Source organism: Rhodanobacter sp. C03 (genome assembly GCF_002001175.1).
Classification (GTDB): domain Bacteria; phylum Pseudomonadota; class Gammaproteobacteria; order Xanthomonadales; family Rhodanobacteraceae; genus Rhodanobacter.
The window spans coordinates 524,266-539,767 of the sequence record NZ_MUNT01000006.1; the positions used below are offsets into that span (position 1 = coordinate 524,266).

Consider the following 15,502-nt stretch of genomic DNA (forward strand, 5'->3'; position numbering starts at 1 on the left):
TTCATCAAAGCTGCCATTCGTAGAAGTCATGCACGATGGCGCGCGCGCCGAAATATTCCTTTTGCGTGATCAAGCCAGCGTTAAGTACCTGCCCTCCCTGTTCGGTGGAAATGCCGAAGGAAAAATAGCGTCTGTTCGCATAAGTGTTGGTGATGAGTTCTGCCAGGAGCAGACTGAGTGCGTCCAGGCGCTGCCCCTCGTCCGATGCCGCCAGATATTGGGTATGCACGGTCCTGCCAAAATCGTAGACAAGGACGCCCGCCAGAAGGATGTCGTCGCGACGAGCCTCATGCAGCATGATATGTCGCGGAAACCGGGCCTGCAGCAGGCGCAATTCCGGCAAGCTATGAACCGGCACGACGCCATGCTTCTGCAGCACCAGCGAAAGCAACGCGTGGAAGTTTTCGAGATCGGAACCTTCCCGCAAAGTGATGCCCGCTTTGCCTGCTTTGTTGACGCTGCGCCTTCGTCCGTCCGTGAAGTGAAACGGTTCCTGCAACGCAATGACCGAGGACATGTCGCGGCGATTCAGTCGGGCTCCCAACCGGTGCAAGGCATGCAGGTCTTCTTCGGCGGGATACGCATGGAACACATGCGGAACCGCCTTGTAGATGACGCGTTCCACACCCAGCGAGCGATAGTGGTTACCGACGTCCTCAAACACCGCAAGCGTCGACTCGGCGCGCAAGGCGTGGGTCGAAACAAGCCCGGCATAGGTAAGTCCACCGTGACTCACCACCAGGTTGTCACAGATGTTCGCGGGGAAAACCGCCACTGCTTTGTCCCCCCGCTCAACCATCAGCGAACAGTCAACGAAGCGATCAGCGTGGTAATCCATGTAACCACGCTGATGTAGCAGGTTGCCGTTCCTGGAGTGCTCCACCACAGTGTCCCAGGCCTCCGCATCGGCCGGAACGTAGGGTCTAACCGTGAGCATATTCACCACCGACAACGCAGGCTCTACGGGTTTCGGCAACTCCGAATCCATCCTTGCCCATGTCGTTTCCGTTGTAGAACATCAGCAGCTTGTCACGCTGCTGGATCAGCGCCGGATAGCAGATGACCCGCGAATCCCAGCCGCTGGTTGACAGCGTCAGTCCCAGCGCCTCGTCGTGGCGCTCCCATCGAATGCCATCATCGCTGTACGCAACGCCGGGAAAGTACTCACCGCCGAGATTGCCGCGCGTGAAGTACATGACGTACCTGCCGCCGAGCCGATACACGCGCGGCCGGCCGATGCGATATTCGCTGCCGCGGGGTAGCAGGCAGACATGGTCTGCGCGCGGCATGGCAGCGAGATCGTCGGTCTCCATATAACGGATGTGGTAGCGCGGGAAAGGTCGGCCGCCGATGGTTTCCCAATCGTCGCCAGCGGCATACCAGATGCGCCAGCGGCCGTTTTCATGAATGACCGAATGCACTGCGCCAATGGTGCTGCGACCGGGCGCGCGCTCCAGGATCGGCGTTTCCTGCACGCGCTCGAAGTGATCGCCGCCATCGGTGGAAACAGCCACGCCGGTAAACGCCAGGAACTTGGCCTTGGCCACATGCTGGAAACCGACATAGAACATGTGCAGGCCGCCCGGCGCATCGACGACATCGCCGAGGATCATGCCATTGTCGTCGAAGCAGCCATCCCGACCGATGTCGAGTACCGGTTCGGCACTGACACGCACGATGCTCGCAGGATCGTCCGCCCGCACGTCGACGTAGCCGATACGGCTGACGCCATCGGCATCGCGGAATCCCGCGTAGACGCGTATGCAGTCATCATCGATGCGATACGGAGTCGGCGTAAGTGCCGAGTGCCGCATCCATCCGCCCACGCCATGGCGCGCGGTTTCGAACACCAGCCCTTGCTTGCTCCATTCAAACATGCGTTCTTCAAAGCCTCGCGTCGAGGCTGGATTTGCCGGGTACTGCCTTGGCTGGCGAACCGACGTAGATCCGCCCTGGCTCCGTATCGCGAGTGACCAGCGCACCGGCGCCGATCAGATTGTCGAGTGCGACTTTCACGTGATCGTTGAAGGTGGTGTTCACGCCGATAAAGCTGTTCTCGCCGATCTCGCAATAGCCTGAAATGACCGCATGCGAAGCAATGAACACGTTGTCGCGCACGATCGTGCGATGCCCCACATGATTGCCGCTCCACAGAATGCAGTTGTTGCCGATGCATACGAAGGGCTGGATGACATTGCCTTCGAAGATGAAGCTGTTCTCGCCCACTTCGGCATTGCGCCATACGAAGGCGCGCGTGCTGACGTACGTGGCAAACCGGTAACCACGGCGTTTGGCATCCTCATAAAAACGCGTGCGCAGGCGATTGAGCTGGCTGGCCGGGATAGCGACAAACACATCGACGTCCGTCGGTGGGTAGTGTACTTCCAGTGTCTCGTAGGCCACCACGGGACGGCCCGCCAACATCGTCTGCGCGAGATAGTCGCGCTCGACACTGAAAGCCACCACGTCATAGTCGCTGTCGTGTTCGAAGTATTCGCAGGCGATCTGCGCGAACTCGCCGGCTCCAATCAGGACTAGCGGCCTTGACATGCTGCCATGTCCTCCAGGTACATGGCACCACTGACTTCGCGCATGAAATCTGCATAGTCGGTGATGTAGTCGCTCTGGTCGTACAACTGATCGGCCAGCACCATCAACACGCAATCCTCGCTAAAGTTGTACAGCTCGCGCCATACCATGCGGCCGAGCATCAGGCCCTGCGAGGGATCGTCGAGCACGACCTCGACGGGCCCGCTGCCATCGTCCAGCAAGAAGGTGACGGAGCCGCGCACCGCTACTGCCAGTTGATGCAGATGGCGGTGCGCGTGCTTGCCCCGATGCACATCGTTCTGCGTGGCGTAGATGTAATACACGCGCCGGATCACGAAGGGTACGTTCCGATCCTCCTCCAATGCGATGAGCATGCCGCCGTTGTCGCCATGCTTCTGCAACTGGATTCGTTCGATTTCCATGTTCTGGACCCGGCTGTAGATTCTTGGAAGATGCCCACTTGCTTGAGTGCCGCGCCCGTGTGGAAAGGTTGCGTCGTGATCGGGAATGGCCAAGGCACCGGCGTCGCTTTGGATGGAAGGCCAACCCGCTTCTGCCGGAATTGGGCGCGGACGCAACCTTTCATGGCTCAACCGGCACCCAGCTACATCAGGCTCTCTACAGCATCACGCGCACGAGCCTCGCTCTAGGCATGAAGCAAGCGATGGGGAATGCATGGGAATCGGCTGGATGACGGCAACGCGCAAAGTCAGCTTGGGAAGGAAGATGACTCGTCGAGCGACGGGTGTGATGGCACTCTCGCTGACGGTGCTGCTGGCCGTGATAACTGGTCTTGGCAGCGTGTTGCTGTGGTCGTCCGGTGCACAGGCACAGCAAAGTGACAGCGCAAGCGCCGACCAGTTGCCCGCGCACCAGTCATCCGATCGCCTGAGCGAGAGCGATATCGCTCGCATGCTGCCCTCCACCGACATGGGTGCTGGCGCATCTGTGCATAGCGACATGCACGCGCATGCGTTCGATGGCAGCCCGGCCACACCGTTCGATGCGGCCTCGATCCCGCAGAACCCGCTGGCGCCGGGCGCCGATGCGATCGGCGCGAAGAGCTGCGTCGCCTGCCACGCGCTCGAAGGCATCCAGGCCTCGCACAGCCTGCACGTGGCTTCGTTCCGCGCGGGCAGCGCAAACACCGGACCGCAGGCCGCCTGTGAGGCCTGTCATGGCCCCGGCTCAGCGCACGCGAAGAACCCCGCGGCTCCGGGCCTGATCATCGCTTTCACCAAGGACGCCAAGACCCCGATCGAAACGCAGACGGCCACCTGCCTGAGCTGCCACGTCGGTGGCGCGCGCCAGCACTGGATCGGCTCGGTGCACCAGGAACGCGGACTGTCGTGCACCGACTGCCACAACCCGATGACGCGATCGTCGGCCGAAGGCGTGCTGGCGAACGATTCCATCAACCAGGTGTGTGCGACCTGCCACCAGGGTGTCCGCGCCCAGTTCAATCGCCGTTCGCACATGCCGCTGCCGGAGGGGCAGATCTCCTGCGTCGACTGCCACAACCCGCACGGCAGCATCACCCAGCCGCTGCTGAAGACCGACACCGTCAACGAGACCTGCCAAACCTGCCACGCCGAGAAGCGCGGTCCGTTCCTGTTCGAACACGCGCCGGTAGCCGAGAGCTGCCTCAACTGCCACACCCCCCACGGCTCGAACCAGGAAAACCTGTTGGTACTGCCGGCACCGATGCTGTGCCAGCAATGCCATACGAACGACAACCACCCCAACGATCTGCTGACGCGTCAGGGTCTGCGCAATGGACTGGCGCCGGACGAGCGTGTGATGGGGCGCAGTTGCCTGACCTGCCACAGCAACATCCACGGCTCGAACAACCCCAACGGCACCATGTTCCACCAGTGAACGGCCATCGGCGAGAGGCGGAGAGATGCTGAAGCGTAAACCTCTGACTGCGCTGCTCAGCCTGACACTAGGCCTGGTCGGCCCGTTGCCGCTGCTCGCGCAGACCGACGCCAGCGACAGCCAGCGCGTGGGCAACATCCAGTACGGCAACATCCTCGATCCCACCGGCTGGGGAGCGTTCGCCGTGCCGGATCCAGCAGGAATGTCCTACCTGCATGCCGGCCAGCTGCGCACACCGACCGGCATGCTCTATCCCTGGCCCCATCAGATACCCGACGAGGCTCCACTCGGCACGGGAGACTGGACCTATACAGGGCTGGTTGAATTCGGCTACATCCATACCAGCGGCGACCGCAACGATGAATTCTTCCGGATGTACTCCGGTTTGAAGAACGGCGCTGCGCTCAGCCTGCTTGCGTTCTCTGCCCTGAACCCCAAGACCGGTCAGTACGTCGACTTTCGCGGCAGCCGGCTCAGCAGCCAGGATCAGTACTACCGTCTGCGCACCGGCAGCTACGGCAACTATCATATCGAGGCGTTTTATCGGGATATCCCACACACCCTGAGCACGACGGCCTATCCGCTGTGGAATGGCGTGGGTTCCACCAATCTGACCCTGCCCAACGGTCTCGCCACCGGCAGCACACCAGCCCAGGTACAGGCCGTGGAGGCGAACCGGCCGCGCCAGACCTTGTCGGTAACGCGCCAGAGCGAGGGTGTCAGCTGGGAAAGCGCACTGACCCGGAATTGGATCGGCTACGCCGGTGTGACCAGCGAGCACCGCACAGGTGACCGCGATTGGGGCGGTCCGATGTACCTGAGCTATTTCTTCGCTGCCCCGGGGCCCGGCGGCCCGGGCACGCCGAGCATACCGGGCACCTCCGGTGGCCAGTACGACACGGTGCGACCGGTCGACTTCACCACCACCGACGTCAACCTCGGCCTGCGCAACAAGGGCGGTGCCGCGGGCTGGTTGTTCAACTTCACCATGACCGGCTCGTTCTTTCGCGACAACAAGAGCACCCTGGACTATGCCGTGCCTTTTGCCGTGGCGCCGGGCTACAACTCGGTGGTCACCGGCGGCACCTGGTCGCTGGAGCCGGACAACAACTACTACAACGTGCGACTGGAGGCTTCGCATCCGCTGAAGCTCTGGCACGGCGAGTTTTCCATCTCGGCGGCCTACAGCAGCATGCGGCAGAACGATGCGCTGCAGGCGCCGCTCAGTCCGATGTATTGCCCGAGCGGACAATTCATCGGCACGACCGGCATTGCCTGCGCGAACTGGAACACCACGGCCGCGCTGTCACAGCAGGACGGCGATGCACGCATCGACAGCGGTCTGCTCAACCTGCGCCTGGATTTTCGTCCCAGCGCGAAGTTCAGCTGGCACCTCAACCTGCGCCAGCGCGACGAAGACAACATGACCCGCTACACCATGTACAACCCGTTGACCGGGCAATACGGCTATGTCCCCGAGAACGGCGCGGAGTCGACTGCCACCAGGCAGACCGAATTGTTCCAGCCCGACAGCCCGCTTTATCAGTCGAACTTCGCGCAGATCGCCAGCATCCCTTTCACCTACGACGATCGCAAGACCGAACTGGGCGGCAGCTACCGAGTCAACCAGAACAACACGCTGAGCGCGAGCTACCTGCTCGACTATCAGACGCCGCGCCCGCGCGAACGCACCTATATCAACGACCAGCACTTCAAGCTTGGCTGGGATACCAAGGCTTTCGGCGACGCAAGCCTGCGTCTCAGCTATGAATACCAGAAGCGCACGGGCGGCCCTTATAACCCCGATCCGTACCTCGACGCGTATTCGCCCTCCCTGCCCGGCTACCTGCTGCCTGCGGTTGGCTATACCGCGTTCACCGTCGCCCAGATGTACATGTACGACATGAGCAACCTCGATGCGAGCAAGCTCAGGGCGATCCTGACCAAGCCGCTGGGAAGCACGGCCACCTTCACCGCCACGCTGTACGGCAACCGCCTGCGCTACGGGGCGGATATCGGGCGGCAGTCCTACGACACGACCGGTGCCGATCTCTCCTGGGATTGGGAACCAACGGCGGCGACTTCGATGAGCATCCATGCGGGCATCGAATCGAGCCGCCTCAAGCAGGGCAACGTCAACGACAACGAGGCGCTGACCTTTTCCTCGCCGGAACAGGCCGATGCGCAATTCGGTGGCCCGTTTTTCCCGTATGCCAATTTCTGGACGGCGACGGACAACGAGCGCGACGTCGATGCCGGCGCCCATTTCAGACACGTCTTCTCGCCGCGCGTCAGGTTCGATCTCGACTACGACTACACCTATTCGCGTGGGCTCAACAGCTACGACTACGCCAGCCTGGGGGCGATTTCCACGGTGTACCTGTCTATCCTGACCGCAGCGGATATCGGCAACAGTTTTCCTCCCAACGTCTATCGCATGCAGACGCTCACGGGCAATCTGAATCTGACGCTGACCCGGAGAGTGGGCATGCGCCTGTATGGGAAATACGAGTTCGGCAACTACGCCGACTGGAACTACGCAGGCTTCAACACGCCTGCCGACCTCATCGTCGGCAACCGCGTCTTCACCGAGTTGGGTCCGCAGCCGCACTGGCATGCCATGGTGGTGGGTGTCTTCATGACCGTGAAGCTCTGAGGGGAACGCCACCATGTCTTCCATGCATCGTGTGCTTCATATGCTGGTGGCTGCGGTCCTGTGGCTGCCCGCGTTTTCCACTGCCGCGGCCGATACCGCCCCGGTGCGCACGCCGGCAGCATGGACCGATCTGCGCCAGCAGCAGCCGATCACCGGCGACGCCCAAGCCGGCCTCGCAAAGTCAGCCGTATGTGCCGCCTGCCATGGGCCGCAGGGCCTGGCCATCGCGCCGAACTTCCCGAACCTGGCGGGGCAGTCGGCAACCTATCTCTACGTGCAACTGAAAACCTTCAAGGGCGGCCAGCGCAGCGACCCGATCATGAGCGGACAAGCCGCCACGCTTAGCGATGCGGACATGCGCAACCTGGCCGCGTATTACTCCTCATTGCCGCCTAAGCCGAGCGGCCACGCCGACGCCGTCTCACGTGGAGGACAGATCTTCCTAGACGGCGACCCGACCCGCGGCGTGCCGCCGTGCCAGGGCTGCCACGGCCCGACCGGCCAAGGGCCACGGATGTACTCCAGCGATGCACCACAGCCGCCCTGGTCGACTTTCCCGCGACTGCACGGCCAATCAGCGATCTACGTGGCCAAGGCGCTGGGCGATTTCAGCAGCGGCGCGCGTAACGGCACCAGCAACGCGCTGATCATGCACAACGTGGCGCAAACGCTCGGCGATGCGGATATAGAGGCGCTGTCGACCTACATCGCGACGCAATGAGAGAGCAATGTTTCCAGAGCCGGCAGCATGCCCAGGATGGAGAGCCCTGTGGCTACCCCGGTTACACTCCACATTGAACAGGGTCAACGACATGAAATCAGGGCAAGCTCACTTCGTCGTGATTCTGTCAGCTCCCACGGCGTGGTTTTGTGCGTCATAAACAGGTAGGCGCCATGGCGGAGCATCACCCCCTCCGGATCAAAGTCAGGCTGCATCGATACCGCATCTGGCCGTATTACCCTGACCGCGGCATCCAGGCGGCGGCTGTCGCCAGCACCCGTCTTGGCTTCATGTCATTGGCCATTGCGGCATGTCTTTCCATGCCGCTTCATGCCCAAACCACCTTCAACGGTATCGCAGCGCTTAGTTCGCAGTTGGTTGACCGGGGCCAGGCGATTACCGGCGATACACCCATCTTGCAGGGAGCCGCCTCCTGGACGTTTGCGACCGAGGGAACTGCATCCCAGACTCTTTCATCAGGTTGGTCGCTGGGCCTTTCGGGGAGTACAGAGGTGCGCTCGCCGAACCGTTTGGTCGAGGCCATGGCCCAGGCATCCCGCTACTGGTCTCTTTCAAGCGACTGGCAGATGCAGGTGAGCCTGCTTTACTACCGATATCCCGGCAGTACCGGCGGTTCAAAAGCCTTTGATCGAGCCGAAACGGGGGTCAACTGGAGCTACCGGGACGTGCTGACCTTCGGTCTGTCGGCCATCCACGTCATCGGCGAGAAGAGCCAACAGCCGCGTGGTGCCGCCGACATCAATCTTCATTGGCCATTGGCGCGGCACTTCTCCCTTTCCGCCGGCGCGGGCATCACCCAGTCCCTCACGGCGCCCTATAGCCCCTACCATCACGTCTACGCCGGACCCTACAGCCGCGCCTACGCGAACCAGGCCGGCTCCGCGCGTGCAAACCACTACAGCTACGGCCATGTGGGGCTATTGTGGAGCCATGGACCCTGGTGGATAGAGCTCGACCGCATCATGAAGGCGCCGGAAGCACAACAGCAATGGGCCACTCTTGGCGCCTCCCCCTGGGTCGCCACGATTTCGCGGTCCTTTTGATACAGAGGCAACCTTTTTGCGTTGATACGGTACTCACGTAGCGAATCCGCCGCAGTCCGATCACCTCCACCGAGCCCATGAACGACGACGATATCGACGCTGACGTCACCGACCGCATGCTGCTTCAACGCATGTCGACGGGTGATCGCGCCGCGCTGAGCGTGCTGTATCGCAGTTATCACGGCAGGTTGTGCCGTTTCCTGTCCCGGTTGACGCGGCGCCCCGATGTCATCGAGGAAGTCATCAACGACTGCTTCTGGGTCGCCTGGCAGAAAGCCGGCAGCTTCCACGGCGACTCACGCGTTTCCACATGGCTGATGGGCATTGCTTATCGCTGTGGGCTGAAGGCGCTGCGGCAACACGGTGACGAGCCGGTGGAAGACGATCCACAGTCGGAACAGCGCACCGGTGACCATGATCTGGATGAAGATCGCGAGTTGCGCGACTGGTTGAGCAAGGGGCTCGATCATCTGTCCGTGGATCAACGCGTGGTGATCGAACTGGTCTATGGCGTGGGTCATACCCTGGACGATGTTGCTGTCATCATGCAGTGCCCCGTAGGCACCGTGAAGGCGCGCCTGTTTCACGCGCGAGTCAAGCTGCGCAATGTGCTTCCAGCGCTGGCAGGCGACTCGCCCAAGCACAAGGAGAACGCGCCATGACGTTCCCGAAGAGTTCCGACAGAGACTGCGTCCGGGCCTGGGACGCGATGCCCTGGGTACTGCAGAACAGCGCCACACAAGAGCAAGGCGAATGGCTCGAAAATCACTTGGCGCAGTGCGAGTCATGCCGTACGGAATTCGCACAACAAATGCGTTTGCGGAAAGCCATGTCGCTGCCCGCGGATATTTCAATCGACGCGAATGTGGGATTGAGGCGCCTACTGGGTCGCCTTGATACGCCCGATGCCGAGGAAGCGCCCTATCGTTCGCGTTCACGAAACTGGCTGAGTCGGGCACTCGTCGCCGTGGGGCTTATCCAGGCGCTCAGTATCGGTGCGTTGGGCGTGAAGCTGTGGTCGACCGGCGGCAGCCCTGCGTATCGCACACTCAGTCAGGAGCCTGTGCCCGCAACCACCGGCACGATCCGTGTCGTGCCTGATGCAGCCATGACGCTGGCCGACTGGAACGCGCTGCTGCATGCCCTTCGATTGCAGGTCGTTGGTGGTCCCAACGATGTGGGTGCCTACACGGTCGCCCCCATGAGCTCCACGTCAACAACTCAAGCATTGCAGCAGCTGCGCACCACTCGCGGCATCCGCCTGGCGGAGCCCGTTGCCGTTACGCCATGAAATGCGGCTTCCTCACCCTTGTCGCAGTCGCGGCTTTGAGCGCGTGCGCGTCATCGCGCCTCATGGCGTCATCGGACAACCACGCCAGTTTCGGCCACACATCGGCCACCGGCGTGTCCTCCATGGACAGCCAGCGCGACATCGTGCTGGCTGTCGCCAACCCGCTTGAGTCACCCTCCACCAACGCCGGCTCCAGTTTGCTGGGTTATGCCGCGCCAAGGTATTACGGCGCCGGCCAGCGTGCGGCTTCCACTCTGGCTGCATTGAAGAAAAGTTACGGACTGCGCGAAGTCACCGGTTGGCCGATCAAAGCCCTCAGCGTGTATTGCGTCGTGTTCGAGCCGCCTCCCGGCATGACCCAGGAAGCCTTGCTCAAGGCACTGGCGAAGGACGATCGGGTGCAACTTGCGCAGCCACTAAACGAGTATTCCGTCTACGCGGAGAGATCGCAGGACGCTCACCAATACAACGATCCTTACGTCAATCTCCAACGCGGCTTCGTGGAAACCGATGCCGCCCTCGCGCAAAACATCAGCCAGGGCAATGGGGTGCATATCGCGATCGTCGATACCGGCGTCGACATGACGCATCTCGATCTGCAGGGGCGTATCCGTGATACGCACAATCTGGTCGATGACGATGCGTCCGCGTTCAATCACGATAGCCATGGCACGGAAGTCGCGGGTGTCATCGCCGCAAATGCCGACAATCATCAGGGGATTGTGGGGATCGCGCCCAAGGCCATGCTCAGCGTTTACAAGGCATGCTGGTATCAGCCGGCTCCAAACGCCGGCGCGCGCTGCAACTCGTTCACCCTCGCCAAAGCGCTGGCCGCGGTTCTTGATACGGATGCCCGTATCGTCAACCTGAGCCTGGGTGGTCCGCCAGACCCGCTGCTCAATCTGTTGCTCGCCAAGTTGCTGAGCCAGGACCGCATCGTCATCGCGGCCATGCCGCCGGATGGGACCGTCGACGGGTTTCCCAACAATGTGCCTGGGGTCATTGTCGTTCGCGAAAGCGGCGCATCGACTGCAGCGCCCGGTGTCTTGAGCGCCCCAGGAAACGACATTCTGACAACCCAGCCTGGTGGGGGGTATGACTTCACGTCCGGATCATCGATGGCTGCTGCGCATGTGAGCGGCATTGCCGCTTTATTGCTGTCTCTCGCACCGAGACTGGATGCACACGCTGTCCATGATATTTTGCTACGCAGCAGCAAAGTCTCCGATGGGACGCTCGAGGTAAACGCAGCGTCGGCAGTGGATGCACTGCAAAGCCCCCAGAAAACGTCCCATTGAAGAGAGTGGATGAGTTTCCTCATCCAAAGAGTGAAGGGCATGTGCACGTTCATCGCTCGAACTGGCACATCAAGCTAGCTAGTCGAAGTGATGACGATGGCGTCCACATCGATTGGTGCGCCTCAACCTGAACCCCGAATTTCAGGCAAAGAAAAAGGCGCCCTAGGCGCCTGAGTCTTTATTCGCAATGGAGGCCTAGGTCGGAATCGAACCGGCGTACGCGGCTTTGCAGGCCGCTGCATGACCACTCTGCCACCAGGCCATTGCTTGGTGCATCACGACCGTGATGATCGCAGTGCTTTTAAAAGACAAAACCCCGGTGGGCCGAGGCTTTGCATGAAACTGGAGCGGGAAACGAGACTCGAACTCGCGACCCCGACCTTGGCAAGGTCGTGCTCTACCAACTGAGCTATTCCCGCATCTGAGCAGCGAATGATAGCAGAACGATAACGGTTGTGAATAGCCGTGACCGCCTTTTATCGAACCGATTCGCCGCTCGCGCGAATCGGCCCAAGCACTGAAACAACAAAGCCCCGAACAAGTCAGGGCTTTGCAGAAAAACTGGAGCGGGAAACGAGACTCGAACTCGCGACCCCGACCTTGGCAAGGTCGTGCTCTACCAACTGAGCTATTCCCGCATTGGAGCCGCGCATTCTAATACGTGAATGCAGATCGTCAAGCCCATGCTGTGCTGGTCAGACGCCACTACCGCCGGGCGGTTGCTGTGGCGTGTCGCCGCGCAGGGTCGGCCACGCCGCGCGCAGGTAGTACACGCCGGACCAGATCGTCAGGATGCCTGCGATCACCAGCAACCCCTCGCCGATGTGGTACAGGCGCAGGGCGGTGGCTTCCTTCTCGTGCTGCACGATCAACACCACCAGCGCGACCATCTGCATGACGGTCTTGAGCTTGCCGATGAAGGCCACCTTGATGGTAGCGCGCATGCCGATTTCGGCCATCCATTCGCGCAGGGCCGAGACGCTGATCTCGCGCCCGACGATCACCGCGGCGGTTACCGCCATCAAGATGCCGGACCAGCCGCTGTTGGGATGCGACTGCACCAGCAGGAACAGCGTGACTGCCACCATCAGTTTGTCGGCGACCGGATCGAGAAACGCGCCGAATGCCGATGTCAGGTTCATCCGGCGGGCAAGGTAACCATCCAGCCAGTCGGTGAATGCCGCCAGCACGAACACGATCGCTGCGGTGATGTTGTGACCGTGAAATGGCGCATAGAAAACCACCACCATGACCGGCAGCAGTCCGACGCGAAACAGGGTCAGCCAGGTTGGCAGGTTGATACGCATGATTTGTTCCGAAGAGTTGCCACAGTGTCGCATGCCATCGCGCAACGAATGAATGATTTACATCCGATTCGTTCAGCCATGCAGGCTGGCATAGATGCGCTCGGCCAGGCCTCGATCGATACCCTTGACCTGCATCAGCTCCTCGACCCCTGCGCTCTCCACACCGGAGAGACCACCAAACGCCTTGAGCAGCGCCGAGCGCCGACGCGCACCAATGCCCTGCACATCTTCCAGCACGCTGCGCTCGCGCGCCTTCTCGCGCCGCTTGCGATGACCACTGATGGCAAAGCGGTGGGCTTCGTCGCGCACGGCGGCGACCAGATGCAAGGCGGGCGATGACGAGCCCGGATGCAACTCGCGGCCGGAGTCGGCCAGTACCAGGGTTTCCTCGCCTGCGCGCCGGCCTGGTCCCTTGGCCACGCCAACCACTTCGATGCCGGTGACGCCGAGTTCCTTCAGTACATCCAGCGCCTGCGCCACCTGCCCGCTACCGCCGTCGATCAGCAGAATGTCCGGACGCACGCCCTCGCCTTCGGCGACCTTGCGGAAGCGTCGGGTGAGCGCCTGATGCATGGCTGCGTAATCGTCGCCGGGCGTGATGCCGGCGATATTGAAGCGCCGGTAATGTGATTTCTCCGGCCCTTCCGGCCCGAACACCACGCACGATGCAACGGTTGCCTCACCCATGGTATGGCTGATGTCGAAACACTCGATGCGGCGTGGCGATGCGGCCAGCTCCAGTATTTTCTGCAAATCGTCGAAGCGTGCGCCCAGGGTCTGCCGGCTGGCCAGTCGGGCGGTCAGTGAAGCCTGCGCATTGCGCTCGGCCATCTGCAGGAATTGCGCGCGATCGCCGCGCACGCTGGATTTCAGTTCGACCGCATGACCGGATTGCTGGGCCAGCAGTTCCGCCAGGATCTCCTGATCGGCAACCGGTTCGCCGAGGATCAGTTCGCGCGGCACCGGCCGGTCCAGGTAGTACTGCGCGATGAACTGGGCCAGCACGTCGGCCGGCTCGGCATCCAGTGGCAGGCGTGGAAAGAAGTCGCGCGTGCCGAGACTGATGCCGTTGCGGAAGAACAGCACGCTGATGCAGGCCATGCCCGACTCGATACGGCAGGCGATCACGTCCATGTCGGCGCTGGCGCCATGCACATGATGCTGCGCCTGGAGCTGACGCAGTGCAGCCACCTGGTCGCGCAGGGTCGCTGCCCGTTCAAATTGCAGCGACTGACTGGCGCGTTCCATGGCGTCAGCCAGTTCGTCGATCACGGCGTTGCTGCGCCCCTCCAGGAACATCTCGGCGTGGCGCACATCGCTGCGGTAATCCTCGATGCTGATCAGCTGCACGCACGGCGCAGTACAGCGGCCGATCTGGTGCTGCAGGCATGGTCGCGAGCGGTTGCGGTAGTAGCTGTCCTCGCACTGGCGCACCTTGAACAGCTTCTGCATCAGGCTGAGGCTTTCGCGCACCGCGTAGGTACTCGGGTACGGCCCGAAATAGCGCCCCGGCAGATTGCGTGCGCCGCGATGAAACGCCAGCCGCGGATAGTCCTCACCACCGGACAGGTAGATATACGGATAGCTTTTGTCGTCGCGCAGCAAGATGTTGTAGCGCGGCTTGAGCGACTTGATCAGCTGCGATTCCAGCAGCAGCGCCTCGCCCTCGGTACGCGTCACGGTGATATCGACGCGGGCAATCTGCGCCACCATCGCGGCAATGCGCGGCTCCATCCGCGGCTTCAGGAAATAGCTGCCGACGCGCTTCTTGAGATTGCCGGCCTTGCCGACATACAGCAGCTCGCCAGCAGCGTCGAAATGACGATAGACGCCAGGCGAGGAGGTAAGCGTGCTGACGAAGGCCTTGCCGTCGAAGGGTGGCGGTTGCGCGGGCTGCATGCGGTCATTCTAACGGGTGCGGTCGACGCCACCGATATGGTGATTCAATGGTGCGTGCGCAACCACTGCTCGGCGCGATCGAGGTCGGCCTCGGTGTCGATGCCAGGCGGGAACGGCTCGGGCGTCAGCCGCACCGCGATCGCATGGCCGTGCTCGAGCACACGCAACTGCTCCAGCGACTCGGTCTGTTCCAGCGGCGTGCGCGACAGCCGGGTGTAACGCGCCAGGAACCCGGCCCGGTACGCATAGATGCCGATATGTCGCAGGAAGGGCGAACCGGACGGCAACGCATGCCGGTCGACGGCGAATGCATCGCGCGCCCACGGCAATGGCGCCCGGCTGAAATACAAGGCACGCCCATTCACTCCGCGCACCAGCTTCACCACGTTCGGATCGAACAGTTCTTCGGCATCGATGATCGGCGTGGCCAGGGTCGCCATCGGGGCGTCGTCGCCAGCCAGCGCCTGCGCCACCGCGCGGATGCCGGTGGCAGGCGCAAACGGCTCATCCCCCTGCAGGTTCACCACGATGCTGTCATCGGTCCAGCCGTAGTGCACCGCGCATTCGGCCAGCCGGTCGCTGCCCGAGGCGTGGTCGCTGCGCGTCATGCAGATATCCACACCCTGCCCGACCAGTGCGTCGGCGATACGCTGATCGTCCACGGCTACCACGACCTGGCTGGCACCGGCCTGCAGTGCGCGTTGTGCCACCCGCACCACCATCGGCACGCCGCCGATCTCGCGCAAGGGCTTGGCTGGCAGGCGGGTCGAGCCGTAACGGGCGGGAATGGCGACGATGAACGGCGGTACAGCGTTGGACATGGGCAAGACCTTCAACC

Annotated in this window: 14 protein-coding genes and 3 tRNA genes; 7 read left to right on the forward strand and 10 right to left on the reverse strand. The window is 62.1% G+C overall.

Annotation, left to right across the window (positions count from 1 at the left end; genetic code table 11):
* Positions 1-4 precede the first annotated feature (4 nt).
* Genes B0E48_RS10575 through B0E48_RS10590 form a run of 4 tightly spaced genes read right to left on the reverse strand, consistent with a single transcriptional unit; the run spans position 5 to position 2,972 of the window.
* Complete coding sequence (locus B0E48_RS10575) at positions 5-937, reverse strand: GNAT family N-acetyltransferase (protein ID WP_077518064.1); 933 nt, start codon at positions 935-937, stop codon at positions 5-7.
* Positions 924-1,877, reverse strand: a complete 954-nt coding sequence (locus B0E48_RS10580) for a hypothetical protein (protein ID WP_077518065.1) — start codon at positions 1,875-1,877, stop codon at positions 924-926. The genes B0E48_RS10575 and B0E48_RS10580 overlap by 14 nt, the downstream gene beginning before the upstream one ends.
* Before the next feature lie 7 nt (positions 1,878-1,884).
* Complete coding sequence (locus tag B0E48_RS10585; protein ID WP_077518066.1) at positions 1,885-2,550, reverse strand: acetyltransferase; 666 nt, start codon at positions 2,548-2,550, stop codon at positions 1,885-1,887.
* Complete coding sequence (locus tag B0E48_RS10590) at positions 2,535-2,972, reverse strand: FdtA/QdtA family cupin domain-containing protein (RefSeq protein ID WP_077518067.1); 438 nt, start codon at positions 2,970-2,972, stop codon at positions 2,535-2,537. Before B0E48_RS10590 ends, B0E48_RS10585 begins: the two co-directional genes overlap by 16 nt.
* A 304-nt stretch (positions 2,973-3,276) precedes the next feature.
* On the opposite strand from B0E48_RS10590, the gene B0E48_RS10595 reads away from it, so the two are divergent.
* The 7 genes from B0E48_RS10595 (at position 3,277) to B0E48_RS10625 (ending at position 11,458) form a co-directional block, all read left to right on the forward strand.
* The gene (locus B0E48_RS10595) at positions 3,277-4,428 is read left to right on the forward strand and encodes a DmsE family decaheme c-type cytochrome (RefSeq protein ID WP_077518068.1); all 1,152 of its coding nucleotides are present in this window, start codon (positions 3,277-3,279) and stop codon (positions 4,426-4,428) included.
* Positions 4,429-4,453: 25 nt separating this feature from the next.
* A complete protein-coding gene (locus tag B0E48_RS10600) occupies positions 4,454-7,084 on the forward strand; it encodes an MtrB/PioB family outer membrane beta-barrel protein (RefSeq protein ID WP_077518069.1) in 2,631 nt (876 codons plus the stop codon).
* A 13-nt stretch (positions 7,085-7,097) separates the two neighbouring features.
* The gene (locus B0E48_RS10605) at positions 7,098-7,805 is read left to right on the forward strand and encodes a c-type cytochrome (protein WP_139350244.1); all 708 of its coding nucleotides are present in this window, start codon (positions 7,098-7,100) and stop codon (positions 7,803-7,805) included.
* A 173-nt stretch (positions 7,806-7,978) separates the two neighbouring features.
* The gene (locus B0E48_RS10610; protein ID WP_254423932.1) at positions 7,979-8,869 is read left to right on the forward strand and encodes a hypothetical protein; all 891 of its coding nucleotides are present in this window, start codon (positions 7,979-7,981) and stop codon (positions 8,867-8,869) included.
* A 77-nt stretch (positions 8,870-8,946) separates the two neighbouring features.
* Positions 8,947-9,531: a sigma-70 family RNA polymerase sigma factor gene (locus B0E48_RS10615; RefSeq protein ID WP_077518070.1), complete on the forward strand. Its 585-nt coding sequence runs from the start codon at positions 8,947-8,949 to the stop codon at positions 9,529-9,531.
* The gene (locus tag B0E48_RS10620) at positions 9,528-10,160 is read left to right on the forward strand and encodes a hypothetical protein (protein ID WP_077518071.1); all 633 of its coding nucleotides are present in this window, start codon (positions 9,528-9,530) and stop codon (positions 10,158-10,160) included. The genes B0E48_RS10615 and B0E48_RS10620 overlap by 4 nt, the downstream gene beginning before the upstream one ends.
* On the forward strand, positions 10,157-11,458 hold the full coding sequence (locus B0E48_RS10625; RefSeq protein ID WP_077518072.1) for a S8 family serine peptidase: 1,302 nt from the start codon (positions 10,157-10,159) through the stop codon (positions 11,456-11,458). The genes B0E48_RS10620 and B0E48_RS10625 overlap by 4 nt, the downstream gene beginning before the upstream one ends.
* 188 nt (positions 11,459-11,646) lie before the next feature.
* On the opposite strand, the gene B0E48_RS10630 is transcribed toward B0E48_RS10625, so the two are convergent.
* The 6 genes from B0E48_RS10630 to kdsB form a co-directional block, all read right to left on the reverse strand.
* Positions 11,647-11,720, reverse strand: a tRNA-Cys gene (locus tag B0E48_RS10630).
* A gap of 81 nt (positions 11,721-11,801) precedes the next feature.
* A tRNA-Gly gene (locus B0E48_RS10635) sits at positions 11,802-11,877 on the reverse strand.
* A 143-nt stretch (positions 11,878-12,020) separates the two neighbouring features.
* A tRNA-Gly gene (locus B0E48_RS10640) sits at positions 12,021-12,096 on the reverse strand.
* Positions 12,097-12,153: 57 nt separating this feature from the next.
* On the reverse strand, positions 12,154-12,765 hold the full coding sequence (gene pgsA, locus B0E48_RS10645) for a CDP-diacylglycerol--glycerol-3-phosphate 3-phosphatidyltransferase (protein WP_077518073.1): 612 nt from the start codon (positions 12,763-12,765) through the stop codon (positions 12,154-12,156).
* A gap of 72 nt (positions 12,766-12,837) precedes the next feature.
* Positions 12,838-14,664, reverse strand: a complete 1,827-nt coding sequence (uvrC, locus tag B0E48_RS10650; protein ID WP_077518074.1) for an excinuclease ABC subunit UvrC — start codon at positions 14,662-14,664, stop codon at positions 12,838-12,840.
* A 44-nt stretch (positions 14,665-14,708) separates the two neighbouring features.
* A complete protein-coding gene (gene kdsB / locus B0E48_RS10655) occupies positions 14,709-15,485 on the reverse strand; it encodes a 3-deoxy-manno-octulosonate cytidylyltransferase (RefSeq protein ID WP_077518075.1) in 777 nt (258 codons plus the stop codon).
* Between the last annotated feature and the right edge of the window lie 17 nt (positions 15,486-15,502).